The sequence below is a fragment of the Mesorhizobium mediterraneum genome, from assembly GCF_002284565.1.
Lineage (GTDB): Bacteria > Pseudomonadota > Alphaproteobacteria > Rhizobiales > Rhizobiaceae > Mesorhizobium > Mesorhizobium mediterraneum.
Genome location: NZ_NPKI01000017.1, coordinates 281,532 through 300,641, shown reverse-complemented (window position 1 = coordinate 300,641; position 19,110 = coordinate 281,532). Strand labels below are relative to the sequence as shown.

Annotated in this window: 16 protein-coding genes; 13 read left to right on the top strand and 3 right to left on the bottom strand. The window is 62.6% G+C overall.

The genetic code is table 11. The features are described 5' to 3' along the window. Positions 1-107 precede the first annotated feature (107 nt). From CIT25_RS15340 to CIT25_RS15325, 4 genes are all read left to right on the top strand, one after another. Entirely contained in the window at positions 108-854 is a 747-nt protein-coding gene (locus CIT25_RS15340) for a cytochrome c biogenesis CcdA family protein (RefSeq protein WP_095485582.1), read from the top strand. Between the two features lie 137 nt (positions 855-991). After that, the gene (gene glmU / locus CIT25_RS15335) at positions 992-2,353 is read left to right on the top strand and encodes a bifunctional UDP-N-acetylglucosamine diphosphorylase/glucosamine-1-phosphate N-acetyltransferase GlmU (protein ID WP_095485362.1); all 1,362 of its coding nucleotides are present in this window, start codon (positions 992-994) and stop codon (positions 2,351-2,353) included. 234 nt (positions 2,354-2,587) lie between these two features. After that, positions 2,588-4,411 (top strand): glutamine--fructose-6-phosphate transaminase (isomerizing), encoded by a 1,824-nt coding sequence (gene glmS, locus CIT25_RS15330; RefSeq protein WP_095485361.1) that lies wholly within the window; start codon positions 2,588-2,590, stop codon positions 4,409-4,411. A 79-nt stretch (positions 4,412-4,490) separates the two neighbouring features. Continuing rightward, positions 4,491-5,249 carry a DUF502 domain-containing protein gene (locus tag CIT25_RS15325; RefSeq protein ID WP_095485360.1) on the top strand — a complete coding sequence of 253 codons (759 nt, stop codon included), beginning with the start codon at positions 4,491-4,493 and terminating at the stop codon, positions 5,247-5,249. Here CIT25_RS15325 and recG read toward each other — a convergent pair. Continuing rightward, positions 5,201-7,309 carry an ATP-dependent DNA helicase RecG gene (gene recG / locus CIT25_RS15320; protein ID WP_095485359.1) on the bottom strand — a complete coding sequence of 703 codons (2,109 nt, stop codon included), beginning with the start codon at positions 7,307-7,309 and terminating at the stop codon, positions 5,201-5,203. The genes CIT25_RS15325 and recG overlap by 49 nt on opposite strands. A 92-nt stretch (positions 7,310-7,401) precedes the next feature. On the opposite strand from recG, the gene CIT25_RS15315 reads away from it, so the two are divergent. The 6 genes from CIT25_RS15315 to CIT25_RS15285 all read left to right on the top strand — a co-directional run bounded on the left by CIT25_RS15315 (position 7,402) and on the right by CIT25_RS15285 (position 14,767). Then, positions 7,402-7,689, top strand: coding sequence for an FAD assembly factor SdhE (locus CIT25_RS15315; RefSeq protein WP_095485581.1), 288 nt, complete (start codon positions 7,402-7,404; stop codon positions 7,687-7,689). A gap of 12 nt (positions 7,690-7,701) precedes the next feature. Then, a complete protein-coding gene (gene mfd / locus CIT25_RS15310) occupies positions 7,702-11,199 on the top strand; it encodes a transcription-repair coupling factor (protein WP_095485358.1) in 3,498 nt (1,165 codons plus the stop codon). Positions 11,200-11,381: 182 nt separating this feature from the next. Next, positions 11,382-12,755, top strand: coding sequence for a class II 3-deoxy-7-phosphoheptulonate synthase (locus CIT25_RS15305; RefSeq protein ID WP_029352996.1), 1,374 nt, complete (start codon positions 11,382-11,384; stop codon positions 12,753-12,755). A 532-nt stretch (positions 12,756-13,287) separates the two neighbouring features. Then, entirely contained in the window at positions 13,288-13,707 is a 420-nt protein-coding gene (locus CIT25_RS15295; RefSeq protein ID WP_095485580.1) for a GFA family protein, read from the top strand. A 75-nt stretch (positions 13,708-13,782) separates the two neighbouring features. After that, positions 13,783-14,142: a diacylglycerol kinase gene (locus CIT25_RS15290; RefSeq protein WP_095485357.1), complete on the top strand. Its 360-nt coding sequence runs from the start codon at positions 13,783-13,785 to the stop codon at positions 14,140-14,142. Between the two features lie 40 nt (positions 14,143-14,182). Continuing rightward, positions 14,183-14,767 (top strand): hemerythrin domain-containing protein, encoded by a 585-nt coding sequence (locus tag CIT25_RS15285; RefSeq protein WP_095485356.1) that lies wholly within the window; start codon positions 14,183-14,185, stop codon positions 14,765-14,767. Between the two features lie 3 nt (positions 14,768-14,770). On the opposite strand, the gene CIT25_RS15280 is transcribed toward CIT25_RS15285, so the two are convergent. Both CIT25_RS15280 and CIT25_RS15275 read right to left on the bottom strand, forming a co-directional pair. Then, positions 14,771-15,367, bottom strand: a complete 597-nt coding sequence (locus CIT25_RS15280) for a DedA family protein (protein WP_095485355.1) — start codon at positions 15,365-15,367, stop codon at positions 14,771-14,773. Next, on the bottom strand, positions 15,364-15,927 hold the full coding sequence (locus CIT25_RS15275; RefSeq protein ID WP_095485354.1) for a DUF1003 domain-containing protein: 564 nt from the start codon (positions 15,925-15,927) through the stop codon (positions 15,364-15,366). Before CIT25_RS15275 ends, CIT25_RS15280 begins: the two co-directional genes overlap by 4 nt. A gap of 90 nt (positions 15,928-16,017) precedes the next feature. Between CIT25_RS15275 and CIT25_RS15270 the strand changes: the two genes are divergently transcribed. The 3 genes from CIT25_RS15270 (at position 16,018) to CIT25_RS15260 (ending at position 19,038) form a co-directional block, all read left to right on the top strand. Then, positions 16,018-16,731, top strand: coding sequence for a DNA-3-methyladenine glycosylase I (locus CIT25_RS15270; protein ID WP_095485353.1), 714 nt, complete (start codon positions 16,018-16,020; stop codon positions 16,729-16,731). Between the two features lie 139 nt (positions 16,732-16,870). Beyond that, positions 16,871-18,586: an NAD+ synthase gene (locus CIT25_RS15265; protein WP_095485352.1), complete on the top strand. Its 1,716-nt coding sequence runs from the start codon at positions 16,871-16,873 to the stop codon at positions 18,584-18,586. A 38-nt stretch (positions 18,587-18,624) separates the two neighbouring features. Continuing rightward, on the top strand, positions 18,625-19,038 hold the full coding sequence (locus CIT25_RS15260) for a GNAT family N-acetyltransferase (protein WP_095485351.1): 414 nt from the start codon (positions 18,625-18,627) through the stop codon (positions 19,036-19,038). The last annotated feature ends 72 nt before the right edge of the window (positions 19,039-19,110 follow it).

Below are 19,110 nucleotides of genomic sequence, written 5' to 3'. Positions count from 1 at the left end.
CGTATCGTTTCTTCCTCGATGCAGGGCGGCAACTTGCCACGCAATGGTGATTGGCGGACAAGTCCGTGCGCCGCTATATCGGCGCCGATACAGTTGGAGTTTCGGGATTGGCATTGGATATCGGCTATGTCAGCGCGGTCGGGGCGGGGGCGATCTCGTTCCTGTCGCCTTGCGTGCTGCCGCTGGTGCCGCCCTATCTCTGCTATATGGCCGGCGTGTCGGTCGATGATTTCCGCGGCAATGCCGGCGTCACGGCCAAGGCCGACGCACGCAGCGCGCTGCTTTATGCTTCGATCGCCTTCGTTCTCGGCTTCTCGACCGTCTTCGTGGCGTTAGGCGCCGGCGCCTCGACCATTGGCCGGCTGCTGCGCGTCTGGCAGGAGCCGCTGGCAATGGCCGCCGGCGCGCTGATCATCCTGATGGGGTTGAACTTCCTCGGCATATTGCGCATCCCGCTGCTGTCGCGTGAGGCGCGCTTCCAGTCGCAGGGCAAGCCGGCCAGTATCGTTGCCGCCTATGTCATGGGACTTGCCTTCGCCTTCGGCTGGACACCCTGCATCGGACCGGTGCTGGGACCGATCCTGACGCTGGCCGGCGGCCGGGAGACGGTGGGCGAGGGCGCAGCTCTGCTTGCCGCCTATTCGCTCGGCCTCGGCATCCCGTTCCTGATCGCGGCGCTGTTTTCCGGCGCCTTCATGCGCTTTCTCTCAAAATTCCGCGTCCATCTCGGCCGGGTCGAAAAAGCAATGGGCGCGCTGCTGGTCGTCGCCGGCGTCTTTTTCCTGACCGGCGGCGTGCAGGCCATGTCTTATTGGCTGCTGGAAAATTTCCCGGTGCTGGGGCAACTGGGTTAGGGCTCTTGAGCTGTGGACCCGCTGATTAAGAGTCAGTTGCTCGACCGTCTCACCGGAATTTAACCGCATTGGTGCAGCATGGCGCCAAATGCTAGACATGCCTTGATTCCCAACCCTTTTCATATGGTTGCCATTCCATGAGCCAGAGAACCTGCCTGTCCGTCATCCTCGCCGCAGGCGAAGGCACGCGCATGAAAAGCGCAGTGCCAAAAGTGCTGCACCTGATCGCCGGCCTGCCGATGGTCGCCCATGTCGTCAAGGCTGCCGAAGCCGCAGGCAGCGGTGATCTGGCGCTGGTGATCGGCCATGGCGCGGAAGAGATGCGCAAGGCCACGCAAAAGTTCGCGCCGAAGGCGGAGACCTTCGTCCAGGACAAGCGGCTCGGCACGGCGCATGCCGTGCTGGCAGCTCGTGCTGCGATATCAAAGGGTTACGACGACATCCTGGTGATGTTCGGCGATACGCCGCTGATCGATCCGGAGGTGCTGGCTGCTGCGCGCCTGAAGCTGGCCGAAGGCGCTGCCGTCGTTGTGGTCGGCTTCCGCACGTCAAATCCTTCCGGCTATGGCCGGCTGATCGAAAAAGGCGGCAAGCTCGTCGCTATCCGCGAGGAAAAGGACTGCACCGGCGAGGAGAAGAAAATCACCTTCTGCAATGGCGGGCTGATGGCGGTTGCGGGCAAGCACGCGCTGCAGCTGCTCGACCAAGTCGGCAACAACAACGCCAAGGGCGAATATTATCTCACCGACATCGTCGAGATCGCCGGCGGGCAGGGTTTTGATGTCGTTGCCGCAGAAGCCAGCTTCGAGAATGCGCTCGGCATCAACAACCGCGCCGAACTCGCCGCGGCGGAAGGCATCTGGCAGACGCGCCGGCGGCGCGAGGCCATGCTCTCTGGCGTCACATTGATCGCGCCGGAAACCGTGTTCTTTTCGCACGATACCGAGATCGGCGCGGACACGATTGTCGAACCCAATGTCTGGTTCGGGCCGGGCGTGACGATCGCCACGGGCGCCAAGATCCATGCTTTCAGCCATATCGAAGGCGCCACGATCGCCTCGAACTGCGATGTCGGTCCGTATGCGCGGCTGCGGCCGGGCGCCGATCTCCGGCAAAAAGCCAAGGTCGGCAATTTCTGCGAGGTCAAAGGGGCGACGATCGAGGAAGGCGCCAAGGTCAACCACCTGACCTATATCGGCGATGCCCGCGTTGGCGCCGGCGCCAATATCGGCGCTGGAACCATCACCTGCAACTATGACGGCTATTCGAAGTTCTTCACCGACATCGGCGAGGGTGCTTTCATCGGCTCGAACTCCTCGCTGGTGGCGCCGGTTACAATCGGCAAGGGTGGTTATATCGCTTCGGGAAGCGTGATCACCGAAAGCGTGCCTGACGATGCGCTGGCCTTCGGCCGCGCCCGCCAGAGGACGCTGGCCGGCAAGGGCAAGGAATTGCGCGAGCGTTTTGCTTCGGCCGAGGCGGCCCGGAAAAAAGCCTAGCCGCGACGACTGCATCATGTCTTTGACGGATTTCAGGAACTGTTGGGCGCGATAGGATGCCCGTACGGAGAAACTGAGCGATTGCGGTAACCGGATTGCAAGGGCGCTCTGTCATGGTGCATCTGTGCAAGAACAGTTCCGGCTGATACGGAACGAAACGCAATGTGATTTTCGCGGCAGCCCGGCCAACCCTAAATGGCGCTGGGGTTTACGCCGGAATCGGGGGCAACGTCTATGTGCGGTATCGTCGGAATTGTCGGTCACTCGCCGGTCGCGCCACTCATCGTCGATGCGCTGAAAAGGCTCGAATATCGCGGCTACGATTCCGCCGGCGTCGCCACAATCGAGCATGGCAAGCTTGGGCGCCGCCGCGCCGAGGGCAAGCTGATCAATCTCGAGCGCCGGCTGAAGGACGAACCACTCGACGGCATGATCGGCATCGGCCACACGCGCTGGGCAACGCATGGCGTGCCGAACGAAACCAATGCGCATCCGCATTTTTCCGACGGCGTCGCCATTGTCCACAATGGCATCATCGAGAATTTCGCCGAATTGCGCGACGAGCTGATACGCGACAGCTACACATTTTCATCGCAGACCGACACCGAGGTCGTCGCCCATCTGGTGGCGCGCGAATTGGCCAGGGGCCTGAAGCCGGTCGAGGCCGCGCACCAGGCGCTGAAGCGGCTGGAAGGCGCCTTTGCGCTGGCCATCATGTTCAAGGGCGATGAGGACCTCATCGTCGGCGCCCGCAACGGCCCACCGCTGGCCGTCGGCCATGGCGACGGCGAGATGTTCCTGGGCTCCGACGCCATCGCGCTTGCCCCCTTCACCAACTCGATCACCTATCTCGAGGACGGCGACTGGGCGGTTGTGCGCCGCAACGAGGTCGCCATCTTCGACATGGACGGCAACAAGGTCGACCGCAAGCGCCAGCAGTCGCTCAGCACCAGCTTCATGGTCGACAAGGGCAATCGGCGCCATTTCATGGAGAAGGAAATCCATGAACAGCCGGAAGTGATCTCGCACACGCTGGCGCATTATGTGGATTTCGTCGGTGGCGTCTCGAAGCCGCTCGACCTGCCTTTCGATTTCGCCAAAATCGACCGGTTGGCGATTTCGGCCTGCGGCACCGCCTATCTGGCCGGCCTGATCAGCAAATACTGGTTCGAGCGGTATGCGAGGCTGCCGGTCGACATCGATGTCGCCTCGGAATTCCGCTATCGTGAAATGCCGCTGTCGAAGACAGACGCCGCCTTCTTCATCTCGCAATCGGGCGAGACCGCCGACACGCTGGCCTCGCTGCGCTATTGCCGCAAGGCCGGGATGAAGATTGGCGCGGTCGTCAATGTCCGAGAATCGACGATGGCGCGTGAATCCGACGTTATCCTGCCAACGCTGGCCGGGCCGGAGATCGGCGTCGCCTCGACCAAGGCCTTCACCTGTCAATTGTCGGTGCTGGCGTCGCTTGCCGTGCGGGCGGGCGTGGCGCGCGGAACGATCTCGCCGGAGCAGGAAACGACGCTGGTCCGCCAACTGTCGGAAGCGCCGCGCTATGCCAATCAGGTCCTGAAGCTCGATGGGCAGATCGAAAAGGTCGCGCGCGACCTTTCTCACTACAAAAACGTGCTCTATCTCGGCCGCGATACCAATTTTCCGCTGGCCATGGAAGGCGCGCTGAAGCTCAAGGAAATCTCCTATATCCATGCCGAGGGCTATGCCGCCGGCGAACTGAAGCACGGGCCGATCGCGCTGATCGACGAGAACATGCCGGTGATCGTCATTGCCCCGCATGACCGCATCTTTGAAAAGACCGTCTCGAACATGCAGGAAGTGGCGGCGCGCGGCGGCAAGATCATCCTGATCACCGACAGCAAGGGTGCCGCGCACGCCACGGTAAAGACGATGGAGACGATCGTGCTGCCGGACGTGCCGGAAATCATCACGCCGATCATCTACGCGTTGCCGATCCAGATGCTGGCCTATTTCACCGCGGTGTTCATGGGCACGGACGTCGACCAGCCACGCAACCTGGCGAAATCGGTGACTGTGGAATAGGCGTGGTTTAAAAATTTCGCAGTTCCAAAGCCGAATGCGGTTCACTAATGTTGCGCCGCAACCAGTGCTGCGGTGAACCATGTCCGATGCTCCCAAGACCTCAGGCATGACCCGGCTGCGGAATTATTTCCTGACAGGCTTTGTCGTCTGCGCGCCGCTGGCGATCACCGCCTACATCGCCTGGTCCTTCATCGGCTGGGTCGATTCCTGGGTGAAACCCTACATTCCGGCGCGCTACAACCCCGATAGCTATCTGCCGGCGCCGGTTCCGGGATTTGGCCTGATCGTCGCCCTGATCCTGATCACCCTGATCGGTTTCCTGACCGCCAATATCGTCGGCCGCGCCATCGTCTTGTTCGGCGAGCGGCTGCTCGGCCGCATGCCCCTGGTGCGCGGCGTCTACGGCTCGCTGAAGCAGATCTTTGAGACCGTGCTGTCGAACAAGGGAAACATGTTCCGCCAGGTCGGGCTGGTGGAATACCCGCGCAAGGGCGTCTGGTCGCTGGTCTTCGTCGCCAGCGAGAAGGAAACCGAGATCAACCAGAAGCTCGACCAGGAAGACAACCCGCTGATTGCGGTGTTCATGCCGTGCACGCCCAACCCGACCACCGGCTTCCTGATGTATGTGCCGAAATCCGATGTCGTGCTGCTCGACATGACGATCGAGGACGGCGCCAAGCTGATCGTCTCGGCCGGGCTGGTGGCGCCGGAGGTCAAGACGAAAATGGTGACGCTGAACGGCAAGCCGATCGGCGTTCAGATCGCCAATCCGCCGGTCGGTGCCGGGCCTCAGCCGGCGCGTAAGAGCCGCACTGCCTCGTCGCGGCCGAACAAATAAAGCAGCATGCGAAGGGCGGCGCCGCGTTCGGATTGCAGCTCGGGATCGCGCGACAGGATCAGCCGCGCGTCGTCGCGGGCGGCTTCGAGCAGGTCGGCATGCGCCTCGATGCGTGCCACCTGGAAGCCCGGCGTACCGGACTGGCGGGTGCCCAGCAACTCGCCTTCGCCACGCAGCTTCAGGTCCTCCTCGGCGATGCGGAAGCCGTCCTCGGTCTCGCGCATCACCGACAGCCGGCGCGTTGCCGTCTCGCCGAGCGGATCCTTGTAGAGCAGCACGCAGGAGGACGGTTTTTCGCCGCGCCCGACCCGGCCGCGCAACTGGTGCAGCTGGGCGAGGCCGAAGCGCTCGGCATGCTCGATGACCATGATCGTGGCATCCGGCACATCGACGCCGACCTCGATGACCGTGGTGGCGATCAGGATGCGTGTCTCGCCGGCCTTGAAGGCGCGCATCGCCTCGTCCTTGTCGGCGCCCTTCATGCGCCCGTACACCAGGCCGATCCAGTCGCCGAACAGCGGCTTTAGCGAGGCAAAACGGTCCTCCGCCGACATCAGCTTGATCTCTTCGGATTCCTCGACCAGCGGACAGATCCAGTAGATCTTCTGGCCGTCGGCGACGGCGTCGCGCATGCGGCCGACCAGTTCGTCGAGCCGTTCGAGCGGCAGGGTGACGGTGCGGATCGGCTGGCGCCCGGCCGGCTTTTCGGTGAGCTTCGAAACATCCATGTCGCCGAAGGCGGTCAGCACCAGCGTGCGTGGGATCGGCGTCGCCGTCATCACCAGCATGTCGGGCGCGTCGCCCTTGGCGGTGATGGCAAGCCGCTGATGGACGCCAAAACGGTGCTGTTCGTCGATGACAGCGAAGACGAGGTCGTGGAACGTTACCGTTTCCTGGAACAGGGCGTGGGTGCCGACGACGATGTCGATCTCGCCACTGGCCAGGCCGGCCAGCGTCTCGGTGCGCTCGCGGCCCTTTTCGCGGCCGGTGAGGATGGCAACGCGCAGGCCCGCCTGTTCTGCCAACGGTGCAATCGTCGCAAGATGCTGGCGCGCCAGGATTTCGGTTGGCGCCATCAATGCCGCCTGGCCGCCTGCCTCGACGGCGCGCCCCATGGCGAGCAGCGCGACAACCGTCTTGCCGGAGCCGACATCGCCCTGCAGCAGGCGCAGCATGCGTTCGGGATCACCGAGATCGGCGTTGATTTCGGCAAGCGCCATTTCCTGCGAGGTGGTCAGCGAATAGGGAAGGGCGGCGCGCAGCTTTTCGACGATGCGGCCGTCACCGACCAATGGTCGTCCGGACAAGCGGCGGACTTTTGCCCGCACCAGTGCCAGCGACACCTGGCCTGCCAGAAACTCGTCATAGGCGAGGCGCCGCCAGGCTGCGCCGTCGATGGACACGTCGATCGGGTCGGCGGGGTTGTGGATGCGGGCGAGCGCATCGCCGAAGGCAGGAAAGGTCTGGCGGCGCAGAAACTCGCCATCCTGCCATTCCGGCAGCACCGGCAAGCGAGCGAGCGCCTGGCCGATTGCCCGGCGCAGCACTTTTCCCGAGAGCCCGGCGGTGAGCGGATAGACCGGCTCGACCAGCGGCAGGTTTTCCGCTTCGCTGGCCAGCGCGATGTGGTCGGGGTGAACCATGGTCGGGCGGCCGTTGAACCATTCCATTCGACCCGAGACCACGACATGCTCGCCTTCCGGCATAGCTTTTTCGAGATAGGCGGCGTGCGCATGGAAGAAGGTCAGCGCGATCTCGCCGGTGTCGTCATGGGCGTAGACCCGGTACGGCACCGATCTGTTGCCGCGCGGCGGCGGCTGGTGGCGATCGATCCGCACATCAAGGGTGACGATCGCGCCTTCGGCCGAGCCGGCGATACCCGGCCGGTTGCGGCGGTCGATTACCGTGTGGGGCAGCACGAACAAAAGATCGCCGGCGCGCGCCGCACGATCGCCGAGATCGGCCGGCACGATTTTCTCGATCAGCGCGCCGACCTTCGGCCCGACGCCGGCAAGCGAGGTGATCGGGACAAACAGCGGATCGAGGAGGGAAGGGCGCATGATGTCAGCTTATGTCGCGACGGCCGCAGCGCAAGGCTGACACCGCCCTCTATCCACGCTATATGCGCCGCTTCAGGCAAGGAAGCAGGACAATGACCGGAACGAGACGATCAAGCGAGGGGCTCGACGCCCGCCGCCGCAAGCTTCTGTTTCGCTCTTGGCATCGCGGCATGCGCGAGATGGACCTCATTCTCGGCAGTTTCGCAGACGCGGAGATCGGCGTCTTGACCGGCGACGAACTCGACCAATATGAAAGGCTCCTCGACGTTCCCGATACCGAATTCCTGCCCGTGATCACCGGCGAGCGCCCGGTTCCCGCAAATTTCGACTGTGCCGTCCTGCAAAAGATCCTGGCGTCGCGCCAGGCGATGACATTCTGAATACGTGATTTCATGAGCTTGATCCCCACCATCGGCCTGCCGAAAGGCCGCGCCGGCCAGTTCATCGTCGACGGTGTCGCCGACGGTTACGAAGCCTTTGCGCTGGTGCAGGCCGCGCACGAGATTGCGCCCGACAAGCCGGTGCTGTTCGTGGCGCGCGACGGCCAGCGCCTGCCTTCGATCATCGAGGCGCTTTCATTCGCAGCGCCAGGCCTGCCCGTGCTCGAGCTGCCGGCCTGGGATTGTCTGCCTTACGACCGCGTCTCGCCCGGAGCGGATGCTGCCGCGCGGCGTCTGGACGCGCTCACCGCGATGATCGCGCTGGTGAAAAAACCGCACCGCGCCGTCATCCTGACCACCGCCAATGCGCTGCTGCAGCGCATTCCGCCGGCAAGCCTCGTCGAGGCACAGACATTTCACGCAAAACCCGGCAACCAGATTGACATGAATGGGCTGGTGTCGCGGCTGGAGATATCAGGCTTCGAGCGGGTGCCTACAGTGCGCGGCGTCGGCGAGTTTGCCGTGCGCGGCGGCATTCTGGACCTGTTCGCACCGGGCTGGACGGAAGCGCTGCGCCTCGATTTCTTCGGCGACACGCTGGAATCGATCCGCGTCTTCGACGCCGCCACGCAGCGCACCATCGGCCAACGCAAGTCGATGGCGCTGCAGGCGATGAGTGAAGTGGCGCTGACGCCGGAGACCATCAGCCGTTTCCGCCGCAGCTACATCGAAGCCTTTGGCGCGCCCTCGCGCGACGATGGGCTCTATGCGGCGGTCAGCGAGGGACGGCGTTTCGCCGGCATGGAGCACTGGCTGCCGTTCTTCTACGAGCGGCTGGAGACGGTGTTCGACTATCTGCCGGACACGCCTGTTGTGTTCGACCATCTGGCGCATGAGGCGCTGACTGAGCGCCATGCGCTGATCCTCGACCATTACGAGGCGCGCAGGAAGCAGGCCGACGGCGCACTGAAGGATGCCGTGCCATATAAGCCGGTGCCGCCCGACCTGCTTTATTTGTCGCCCGAAAACCTCATCGCCTCGCTTGGCCCGCGCGAAGCGATCGACTTCACGCCGTTCGATGCGCCCGACGCCGGCGCGAGGAAAATCTTCCATGCCGGCTCGCGGCATGGCCGCAGCTTCGTCGAGGAACGCGCCGACCCCAACGTCAACGTCTTCGACGTCGTCGTAAAACACATTGCCGATGAGCGGGCCGCCCGCCGCCGCGTCGTCATCGCCGGCTGGACCGAAGGTTCGCTCGACCGGCTTGGCCAGATCCTGGCTGAACATCATCTCGGCAATCTCAAGCCGGTCGCCACGCTGGCCGAGGCGGAAAAGCTCGAGACGGGGCAGGCGGCACTTGCCGTGCTGCCGCTCGAATCCGGCTTCGAGACCGAGAAACTGGTCGTCGTCGCCGAGCAGGACATTCTGGGCGACCGGCTGATCCGCCGCTCGAAGCGCAAGAAGCGTCCTTCCGACTTCATCGCCGAGGCCTCGGCGTTGTCCTCCGGCGATATCGTCGTCCATACCGACCACGGCATTGGCCGCTTCATCGGGCTGCGCACCATCGAGGCGGTTGGTGCGCCGCATGATTGCCTCGAGATCCATTATGCCGGCGATGATCGGCTGTTCCTGCCGGTGGAGAACATCGAGCTTCTGTCGCGCTATGGCTCGGATTCGGCCGAAGCGACGTTGGACAAGCTTGGCGGCGGCGCCTGGCAGTCGCGCAAGGCGCGGCTGAAGAAACGCCTGCTCGACATGGCCGGACAGTTGATCCGCATTGCCGCCGAGCGGCAGATGCGCGCCGCTCCTTCGCTGGTGCCGGCAGATGGTCTCTACGGCGAATTCTCCGCGCGTTTCCCCTACGAGGAAACCGACGACCAGCAGACGGCGATCGATTCGGTCATGGGCGATCTGGGCGCGGGAAAGCCGATGGACCGGCTGATCTGCGGCGACGTCGGCTTCGGCAAGACCGAAGTCGCCCTTCGTGCCGCCTTCATCGCGGCGATGGAAGGGTTTCAGGTCGCGGTGGTGGTGCCGACGACGCTGTTGTCACGCCAGCATTTCAAGACCTTTTCGCAGCGCTTTTCCGGCCTGCCGATCCGCGTCGCCCAGGCATCGCGGCTGGTTGGAGCCAAGGACCTGGCCGAGGCCAAGAAGGGTATCGCCGAAGGCACGGTCGACATCGTCGTCGGCACCCATGCGCTGCTCGGCTCGTCGATCTCGTTCAAGAATCTCGGCCTCCTAATCATTGACGAGGAGCAGCATTTTGGCGTCAAGCACAAGGAACGGCTGAAGGATTTGAAGAGCGACGTGCATGTGCTGACGCTGTCGGCGACGCCGATCCCGCGCACGCTGCAACTGGCGTTGACCGGGGTGCGCGAACTGTCGCTGATCGCCACGCCGCCGGTCGATCGCCTGGCGGTGCGCACCTTCATCTCGCCCTTCGACCCGCTGGTCATCCGCGAGACCCTGCTCAGGGAACGCTACCGAGGTGGTCATTCCTTTTATGTCGTGCCGCGCATCAGCGATTTGGCGGAAATCCATGATTTCCTTCGGGAATCGGTGCCCGAGCTGAAAGTGGCTGTCGCTCACGGCCAGATGCCGCCCGGCGAGCTCGACGACATCATGAACGCCTTCTACGACGGCCAGTACGATGTGTTGCTGTCGACAACCATTGTCGAATCCGGCCTCGATATCCCGACCGCGAACACGCTGATCGTGCATCGCGCCGACATGTTCGGCCTGTCGCAGCTCTACCAGTTGCGCGGCCGCGTCGGGCGCTCGAAGGTGCGCGCCTATGCGCTGTTCACGCTGCCGGCCAATCGCAAGTTGACCGACACCGCCGAGCGCCGGCTGAAGGTGCTGCAGTCGCTCGACACGCTGGGCGCCGGCTTCCAGCTCGCCAGTCACGATCTCGATATCAGAGGCGCCGGCAATCTTCTCGGCGAAGAGCAATCCGGCCACATCAAGGAGGTCGGCTTCGAGCTTTACCAGCAGATGCTGGAAGAAGCGGTCGCCGAGGTGAAGGATTCCGGCGAAGTGCAGGATGGCGGTTGGTCGCCGCAGATCGCCGTCGGCACGGCGGTGATGATCCCGGAAAGCTATGTTCCGGATCTGCAGCTGCGGCTGGCGCTCTATCGCCGCCTCGGCGATCTCGAAAACACCGAGGAGATCGATGCTTTCGGCGCCGAGCTGATCGACCGCTTCGGCCCGTTGCCGGAGGAGGTGAAGCATCTCTTGAAGATCGTCTTTATCAAGGCGCTCTGCCGCAAGGCCAATGTCGAAAAGCTCGATGCCGGGCCAAAGGGGGTCGTCATACATTTCCGCAAGCGCGAGTTTTCCAATCCTGTCGGGCTGGTCACGTTCATCGGCGAGCAGGGCTCGCTGGCCAAGATCCGGCCGGATCACAGCGTCGTCTTCAGCCGCGACTGGTCTACGCCCGAAAAGCGGCTGGCGGGGTCCGCCGTCGTCATGACGCAGCTGGCAAGATTGGCGGAGAAGGTGGCTTAACACGGCGTCGGCTTGAGCCTTTCGCCGCAAACATTCCGACGCTTTTTCGCCGCGGCCGCCATTCGCCACACGTCCAAATCCGGTCTAGAATAGGAAATCGGCTTCGTGTATGGAGCCGCGATCCCATATTGGGGTGAAATGGCGGGCGATAGCACCCGCTGGAAAGAACGTTGGGTGCAACGATGACGAAATGGTCGCCGAATTCGTGGAGAGCAAAGCCGATCCAGCAGGTTCCTGCCTATCCGGATCTTGCCGCGCTGAAGAACACGGAAGCCCAGCTCGCCACCTTTCCGCCGCTGGTTTTTGCAGGTGAGGCACGCAAGCTGAAGAAGCAGCTTGCGACCGTCGCTGCCGGTGACGCATTCCTTCTGCAGGGCGGCGATTGCGCCGAGAGTTTTGCCGAGCATGGCGCGGACAACATCCGCGACTTCTTCCGCGTCTTCCTGCAGATGTCCGTGGTGCTGACTTTCGCCGGCGCGCAGCCGGTGGTGAAGGTCGGTCGTGTCGCCGGCCAGTTCGCCAAGCCGCGCTCGTCCGACAACGAGACCAAGGGCGGCGTGACGCTGCCCAGCTATCGCGGCGACATCATCAACGGCATCGAGTTCGACGCCAAGTCGCGCATTCCCGATCCCGCACGCCAGGAGATGGCCTACCGCCAGTCGGCGGCGACGCTCAACCTGTTGCGCGCCTTCGCCCAGGGCGGCTACGCCAGCCTGGAGAACGTGCATCAATGGATGCTGGGCTTCGTGTCCGACAGCCCGCAGGGCGAGAAATACGAGTCGCTCGCCAACCGCATCACCGAGACGATGGACTTCATGAAGGCTGTCGGCATCACCTCGGAGACCAATTACGCGCTGCGCGAGACCGACTTCTACACCAGCCACGAAGCGCTGCTGCTCGGCTATGAGGAGGCGCTGACCCGCGTCGATTCAACCTCAGGTGACTGGTACGCCACTTCCGGACACATGATCTGGATCGGCGATCGCACGCGCCAGCCCGACCATGCCCATGTCGAATACTGCCGTGGCATCAAGAACCCGCTGGGCCTGAAATGCGGCCCGTCGCTGACGCCGGACGGCCTGTTGCAGCTCATCGACCTGCTCAATCCGGAGAACGAGCCCGGCCGGCTGACGCTGATCGCGCGCTTCGGCTCCGACAAGGTCGCCGACCACCTGCCGAAGCTGCTGCGCGCGGTAAAAAAAGAAGGCCGCAGCGTGGTGTGGTCGTCGGACCCGATGCATGGCAACACCATCGAGGCCGCCGGCTATAAGACGCGGCCGTTCGACCGCATCCTGAAGGAGGTGCAGACCTTCTTCGAGGTGCATCGCGCCGAAGGCACGCATCCGGGCGGCATCCATATCGAGATGACCGGCAAGAATGTCACTGAATGCACCGGTGGCGCCCGCGCCATCACCGCCGAAGAGCTGCAGGATCGCTACCACACCCATTGCGACCCGCGCCTCAACGCCGACCAGGCGATCGAGCTGGCATTCCTGGTCTCGGATCTGCTCAAAAAGAGCCACCCGGTCCAGCACAAGCAGGCCGTGAACGGCTGAGGCTGTGATGGTTGCCGACTGATCTGCAACTGCCAATCTCCAACGCTGGCGATTAGCCTTAAGCCAACATGCCTTCGTCATCCTGGGGCGTAGCGACGCGAAGCGGAATGCAGACCGCAGGATCCATGCCGTTACATCAGCCGAAGAATGCAGCGGTTCGGAATAAAACTGCTGCGTAGCGATCCTTCGCGCCGGCATCAAAGGTTCTGCACCGCTGCACCCGGTTGTGCTGGGCGGCGGCAAGCCGTACTTCCAGTCCGGCCTGTCGCTGACGTTGAAGCCGCTTGGCACGGAAAGCCTTACCCAGGGCGTGACGCTGCTGCGCTACGCACCCGCCGGTTAGTTGTGGCCCGACATCGTTTTTAGCCAGGGTTCGGTCAGCGCCCGCGCTCCCAACCGCAAACCGTGCTGTGCGGAACATGCCCGCCGAATGTCGCATTTGCTTGGGCACAGTCGCTGCAAAACTGGAATCCTGACAACGATGCCGATGCCATGGATGGCGATTGGGATGGCGATTTCGTTGGAGGCCGAGATGGATGACAATCACAGCGGATCATGCCTGTGCGGAGCCGTGCGCTTCAGGACGCGGGGTCCGCTGCGCGGTGTCGTCTATTGCCATTGTTCACAGTGCCGGAAGCAGACCGGGCATTTCGTTGCCGCAACCGCTGCCAAGGACGCCGACATCGATATCGAAGGGAAGGATGCGCTCGCCTGGTATGGTGCTTCCGATGTGGCCAAGCGCGGGTTCTGCAGGACCTGCGGTTCGCTGCTGTTCTGGAAGCATGGCGAACTGGACTCAATTTCGATCATGGCCGGCTCCTTCGACAGGCCATCCGGCCTTTCCGGCCAAAGCCATATCTTTGTCGGCGACAAGGGAGATTATTATTCGATCGACGATGCGCTGCCGCAGTTCGAAAGGTCGGCCCCGTCGATCAAGGTCGCCGACGAATGATTTTTGCAGCGATCGCCTTATTCCCTTGATCCGGCCATTGCGCTATCCCCTGCCGGTGATTCGGAAAGGTTTGGTATGCAGCGGCTGATCGATGCTTTCTTCAATTCGGTGCGGGCGTTTCAGAAATTGGCCGCCAGCGAAAAAGCCTTCCAGCAGGAGCTGATGCTGCTCGTGCTGGCGCTGCCGCTCGGCTGGTTTGTTTCGGTGTCGTGGCGCGGCTATGCGCTGCTGATCGGCTCGGTGCTGCTGCTGATCATGGTCGAAGTGCTGAACACCGGCATCGAGGCGGCATGCGATGCGTTCAGCCGGGAGTTCAACGTCGATATCCAGCTCGCCAAGGATTGCGGCTCGCTGGCGGTGCTGATTTCGGTGGTGATCGTTGCCGGCGTCTGGGGCATCGCCATCATCGAGCGAATCTTGGGGCTACCGATCTAGTATCTCACCTCTTATATGACGGTCACCAAAGGAGACCGTCATGGGTGAAGGTGCCGATTTTCTGCTGCTCGAGCGGGCAGGCCTGCCGGACGATCTGGGCTGGCTGACTGAGAAATATCCGCGCGAGACCTGGCAGGCACATTCCAACATTCACGGCATCGCCACCATGTGGCTGCAGCGGCACGACATGTTCCGCGAGCTCGGCGGCATGCTGACCAATGGCATTGGCGACTATCGCGAGGGCAGGCTGACAGCGCCGGAGTTTGCGCGCTGGTTCGCGCCGCGCCTCAACCATTTTCTCGGGAATCTCGACGGCCACCACAATGTCGAGGACAATCATTATTTTCCGGTCTTCGCCAAGGCGGAGACAAGGCTGAAACGCGGCTTCGAGATTCTCGATGCCGATCATCACACGATCCACGAGGGGCTGGAGCGCAATGCCGAGACGGCGAACGCCTTCATCCGCACGCTTCAGGAGAGCGAGGACAAGCAGCGCTTTGCCGCCGATGCCTATGCCGACGAGAACAGCCGCCTGATCGCCATGCTGACCCGGCACCTTGCCGATGAGGAAGATTTGATCATTCCGCTGATCCTCGATCGTGGCCGCGCGCTCGGCATCGACTGATCCTCACGTCTCCTTAGCGTCCTTGACACGTTCTTTCTTGGCGACATGGTGGGCGATGAACCAGCCGAGGACGGCGGCTGCCAGGCCGATGGCCAGAGCGATCAGCAATCGCTCGTGACGGGCAAGCGCCTGGCCGACGATTCGCTCCGCGCCCAGCCCGAAGACATAGCCGATGGCGGCGAACAATGCGGCCCAGATGATCGATGAAATGGCGTTGAGGATGACAAAGCGCGCCACGGCGATGCCGGACAATCCAGCCGCGATGCCGCCGACCAGCCGCAGGCCATAGATAAAACGGTTCGACAGCACGAAAATGTCGGGATGGCTGGAGACGAGACGATAGGCGTGACTGAAGCCTGGCCGACCCCTCAATTTAATCACGAGCGGATGGTCGGCGAAGCTTCGGCCGAGGGTGAAAAAGAAGGTGTCGCCGACAAAGGCGCCGAAGGCAGCCGCGAGAAAGGCCTGCCACAGGACGAAGACATGCTGATGCGCGAAAAAACCGCCAAGGAGGGCGGCACTTTCGCCCTCGGCGATACAGCCCAGAAAGACGGCAATCAGCCCATATTGCTCGATGAGATTATGGATGGCATCCGTCATGGACGCGTCCGCTGCTTCGACAGAATCTCGTCGATCCGCTTCACCTGTTCGGCCAGTTGCGCAATCTCGTCGCGCATGCCGACGATCTGGCTGTGGCGCAGTTCGTCCAGCTTCTCATGCAGCGCCATGATCTCGATCTCGGCCTTGAGATTGACCTCGTAGTCGTGCGCGGCATCGATACGATCGCGCTCGGTCTGGCGGTTCTGCGCCATCATGATCACCGGCGCCTGCAGGGCCGCGACCATGGAAAGCACGAGGTTGAGGAAGATGAAGGGATAGGGATCAAAGGCGTCGCGCGTCAAAAGCCAGACATTGCCCGCAGTCCACAGGATCAGGAAGGCAATGAATGTCAGGATGAAGGACCACGAGCCGCCGATCCGGGCGATGGTGTCGGCGAGGCGGTCGCCAAACGTCTGGTGAAAGGCGACAGCCTTGTTGGTATCCTTGGAGATCGTGGTGCGCTCGAGCGTTGATTGCAGCACCCGGTTTTCAAGTGCGCTGAGGCCGTCCGGCTTTCGCTTCAGCCAACGGTTTGCCAACTCTTCGATCGTCTTGTTCATCGTCGCCTCCGTCGTCAGCGTCCGCGATAGACCTAGAGGCTGCCGGTTCGCACGGGAAGTGGTAGATTGACGCGATAAGGTGAGGAAACAATGATGGATTTTCAGAAAGTCCGCGCCCGCGCGGCCAAACGCAAGGGCGGGGAAGCTGCGCTGGCGTCGCTGCTGGGTCCCATGCCTGACAACGCCGCGGTAGCTGACATTACCGACGACCGCATCCTCTCGACCATGGCCGAGCGTGTTTTCGCGGCTGGTTTCGTTTGGCGCGTCATCGAGCAGAAATGGCCGGGTTTCGAAGAGGCGTTTCTCGGTTTCGAGCCGAAGCGGCTGTTGTTCCAGCCTGACGATTTCTGGCACGAACTGACGGCCGACAAGCGCATCGTGCGCAATCCGCAGAAGATCAAATCCGTCCGCGACAACGCGGCCTTCGTCGAGCGGGTATCGAAGGAGCATGGCGGCTTCGGCAAATTCCTCGCCGATTGGCCGGCCGACGATCAGGTCGGGCTGATGGCCTATCTCGGCAAGCATGGCAGCCGGCTCGGCGGCAACACCGGCCAGTATTTTCTGAGGTGGCTGGAATGGGACGCCTTCATCGTCTCAACCGACATGGCGGCGGCGCTGCGCGACGCCGGCCTGGACATCGCCGAAAGCCCGACCTCGAAGAGGGATCTCGACAAGATCCAGAACCAGATCAATGCCTGGGCGGCGCAAACCCGGCTGCCGCGCCGGCATATTTCGCGCATTCTGGCGATGTCGATCGGCGAGAACCACTCGCCGGAGGCACTGCGCGAATATATGGGCGAATAGGCCGCGATCGATCCGTTGATCGGTCTGACACGATCGACATTCGTCGATCGGTCTGACACGAATGACATATGTCATTCGGTCTGGGTGGTCCAAATGAACGCCATTGCCCGGCGAATTCTGTCGCGCTAAGTCAGCAGGCATGACCGACAACACCGCTTCCGACATATTGCGCATCGCCGTCGCCCAGCTCAATCCGACGGTTGGCGACGTCGCCGGTAATCTCGCAAAGGCGCGCGAGGCGAGGGCGGATGCCGCTCGCCAGAGCGCCGACCTCGTGCTGTTCACCGAGCTTTTTCTTGCTGGGTATCCCCCCGAAGACCTGGTGCTGAAGCCGGCGTTCCTGAAGGCCTGCGAGCGGGCGGCGAAGGATTTCGCTGGTGATACCGCCGATGGCGGGCCGGGCGTCATCATCGGCACGCCACTGAAGCGCAAGAGCGGCACGCACAATTCGATCATCGTTGCCGATGGCGGCAAGATCCTTGCCGAGCGCTACAAGCTCGATCTGCCGAACTACGGCGAATTCGACGAGAAGCGCGTCTTCCAGGCTGGTCCTGAAATCCAGGGACCGGTCAATTTCCGCGGCGTGCGCCTGGGAATTCCGATCTGCGAAGACATATGGGGCGATGTCGGCATGTGCGAGACGCTGGCCGAAAGCGGCGCGGAAATCCTGCTGGTACCGAACGGCTCGCCCTATTATCGCGGCAAGGTCGACGTTCGCCACCAGATCGTCATCCGCCAGGTCATCGAATGCGGATTGCCGATCATCTACGCCAATCAGCTTGGCGGCCAGGACGAGCTGATCTTCGATGGTGCGTCGTTTGCTATAGGTTCTGACAAGACGCTGGCCTTCCAGATGAGCCAGTTCGAGGAGACGGTCAACGTCACCACGTGGAAGCGGAACCGCGCCGCCGCAGGCGCGCGAAGTGGAAATCACTCCGAGGGCTGGGTCTGCTCCGAAGGACCGAGGTCGAAAATCCCGGAAAAGGAGGAGGCTGACTATCGCGCCTGCATGCTGGGCCTGCGCGACTACGTCAACAAAAACGGCTTCAAGAATGTGGTGCTCGGCCTTTCCGGCGGCATCGATTCGGCGATCTGCGCCGCACTTGCCGTCGATGCGCTCGGCGAGGAACGGCTGCGCGCCGTGATGATGCCTTACCGCTATACCTCGAAGGATTCGCTGAAGGATGCCGAGGATTGTGCCCGCGCGCTCGGCTGCCGCTACGATATCGTGCCGATCTTCGAGCCGGTCGAGGGATTCCTGCATACGCTGACGCAGCTTTTCGAGGGCACCAAGGAAGGCATCACCGAAGAAAACCTGCAGAGCCGCGCGCGCGGCACCATTTTGATGGCGATCTCCAACAAGTTCGGCTCGATGGTGGTCACCACCGGCAACAAAAGTGAGATGTCGGTGGGCTACGCCACGCTCTATGGCGACATGAATGGCGGCTTCAACCCAATCAAGGACCTCTACAAGATGCAGGTCTATGCGCTGTCGCGCTGGCGCAATACGCACGTGCCGCCGGGCGCGCTGGGTCCTTCCGGCGAGGTGATCCCGAACAACATCATCGACAAGGCGCCTTCGGCGGAACTGCGCGAGAACCAGACGGATCAGGATTCGCTGCCGCCCTATCCGGTGCTGGACGACATCTTGGAGTGTCTGGTTGAGAACGAGATGGGTGTCGACGAGATCGTTGCCCGCGGCCATGACCGGGCGACGGTGACGCGCGTCGAGCACCTGCTCTACATCGCCGAATACAAGCGCCGGCAGGCAGCGCCCGGCGTGAAGATCACCAAAAAGAATTTCGGCCGCGACCGCCGTTATCCCATCACCAACCGGTTCAGGGATGGCGGATAGGCGCGATTTCGGCTCTCCAAACGATCAACGATGTAGCCATGCCTGACTGTGAAATCAGCTTCGACATGTCACGGATCGACTTCCGGGCGACCTCCGACCTGTTGATGGCAAGCTACTGGGGCAGCGGGCGCAGCGACGAAGTCCACCGCCGCGCCTTTGCCAACTCGCTTTGCGTGGGAGCCTATCTCAACGACAAGCAGATCGGCTTCGGCCGGGCGATCACCGACGGCACGGTTTTCGCCTATCTGGCCGACGTCATCGTCTGGCCTGGGCATCGCGGGCGAGGCATCGGCACGCGGCTTGTCCAGTCGCTTATCAATCATCCGGATTGCAAGACAGTCACCCACTGGAGCCTGTCGACGAACGACGCCCACGCGGTCTACGAGAAACTCGGCTTCAGGCCGTCCACCGATGGCCGCTACATGCGGCTCGACCGCATTCCAGCAGCCTGAGCGGCGACGCCGGCGCACAACCCGCGATTGTTGCAAAATGGTCTCACTGGTTGGACCAGATGCGCTTTCGAT

Bases quoted from the DNA above. Each gene is read 5' to 3' on its own strand.
- glmU (WP_095485362.1), top strand. From the start codon at position 992: ATGAGCCAGAGAACCTGCCTGTCCGTCATCCTCGCCGCAGGCGAAGGC.
- glmS (WP_095485361.1), top strand. From the start codon at position 2,588: ATGTGCGGTATCGTCGGAATTGTCGGTCACTCGCCGGTCGCGCCACTC.
- CIT25_RS15325 (WP_095485360.1), top strand. From the start codon at position 4,491: ATGTCCGATGCTCCCAAGACCTCAGGCATGACCCGGCTGCGGAATTAT.
- recG (WP_095485359.1), bottom strand. From the start codon at position 7,309: ATGCGCCCTTCCCTCCTCGATCCGCTGTTTGTCCCGATCACCTCGCTT.
- CIT25_RS15315 (WP_095485581.1), top strand. From the start codon at position 7,402: ATGACCGGAACGAGACGATCAAGCGAGGGGCTCGACGCCCGCCGCCGC.
- mfd (WP_095485358.1), top strand. From the start codon at position 7,702: ATGAGCTTGATCCCCACCATCGGCCTGCCGAAAGGCCGCGCCGGCCAG.
- CIT25_RS15305 (WP_029352996.1), top strand. From the start codon at position 11,382: ATGACGAAATGGTCGCCGAATTCGTGGAGAGCAAAGCCGATCCAGCAG.
- CIT25_RS15295 (WP_095485580.1), top strand. From the start codon at position 13,288: ATGGATGACAATCACAGCGGATCATGCCTGTGCGGAGCCGTGCGCTTC.
- CIT25_RS15290 (WP_095485357.1), top strand. From the start codon at position 13,783: ATGCAGCGGCTGATCGATGCTTTCTTCAATTCGGTGCGGGCGTTTCAG.
- CIT25_RS15285 (WP_095485356.1), top strand. From the start codon at position 14,183: ATGGGTGAAGGTGCCGATTTTCTGCTGCTCGAGCGGGCAGGCCTGCCG.
- CIT25_RS15280 (WP_095485355.1), bottom strand. From the start codon at position 15,367: ATGACGGATGCCATCCATAATCTCATCGAGCAATATGGGCTGATTGCC.
- CIT25_RS15275 (WP_095485354.1), bottom strand. From the start codon at position 15,927: ATGAACAAGACGATCGAAGAGTTGGCAAACCGTTGGCTGAAGCGAAAG.
- CIT25_RS15270 (WP_095485353.1), top strand. From the start codon at position 16,018: ATGATGGATTTTCAGAAAGTCCGCGCCCGCGCGGCCAAACGCAAGGGC.
- CIT25_RS15265 (WP_095485352.1), top strand. From the start codon at position 16,871: ATGACCGACAACACCGCTTCCGACATATTGCGCATCGCCGTCGCCCAG.
- CIT25_RS15260 (WP_095485351.1), top strand. From the start codon at position 18,625: ATGCCTGACTGTGAAATCAGCTTCGACATGTCACGGATCGACTTCCGG.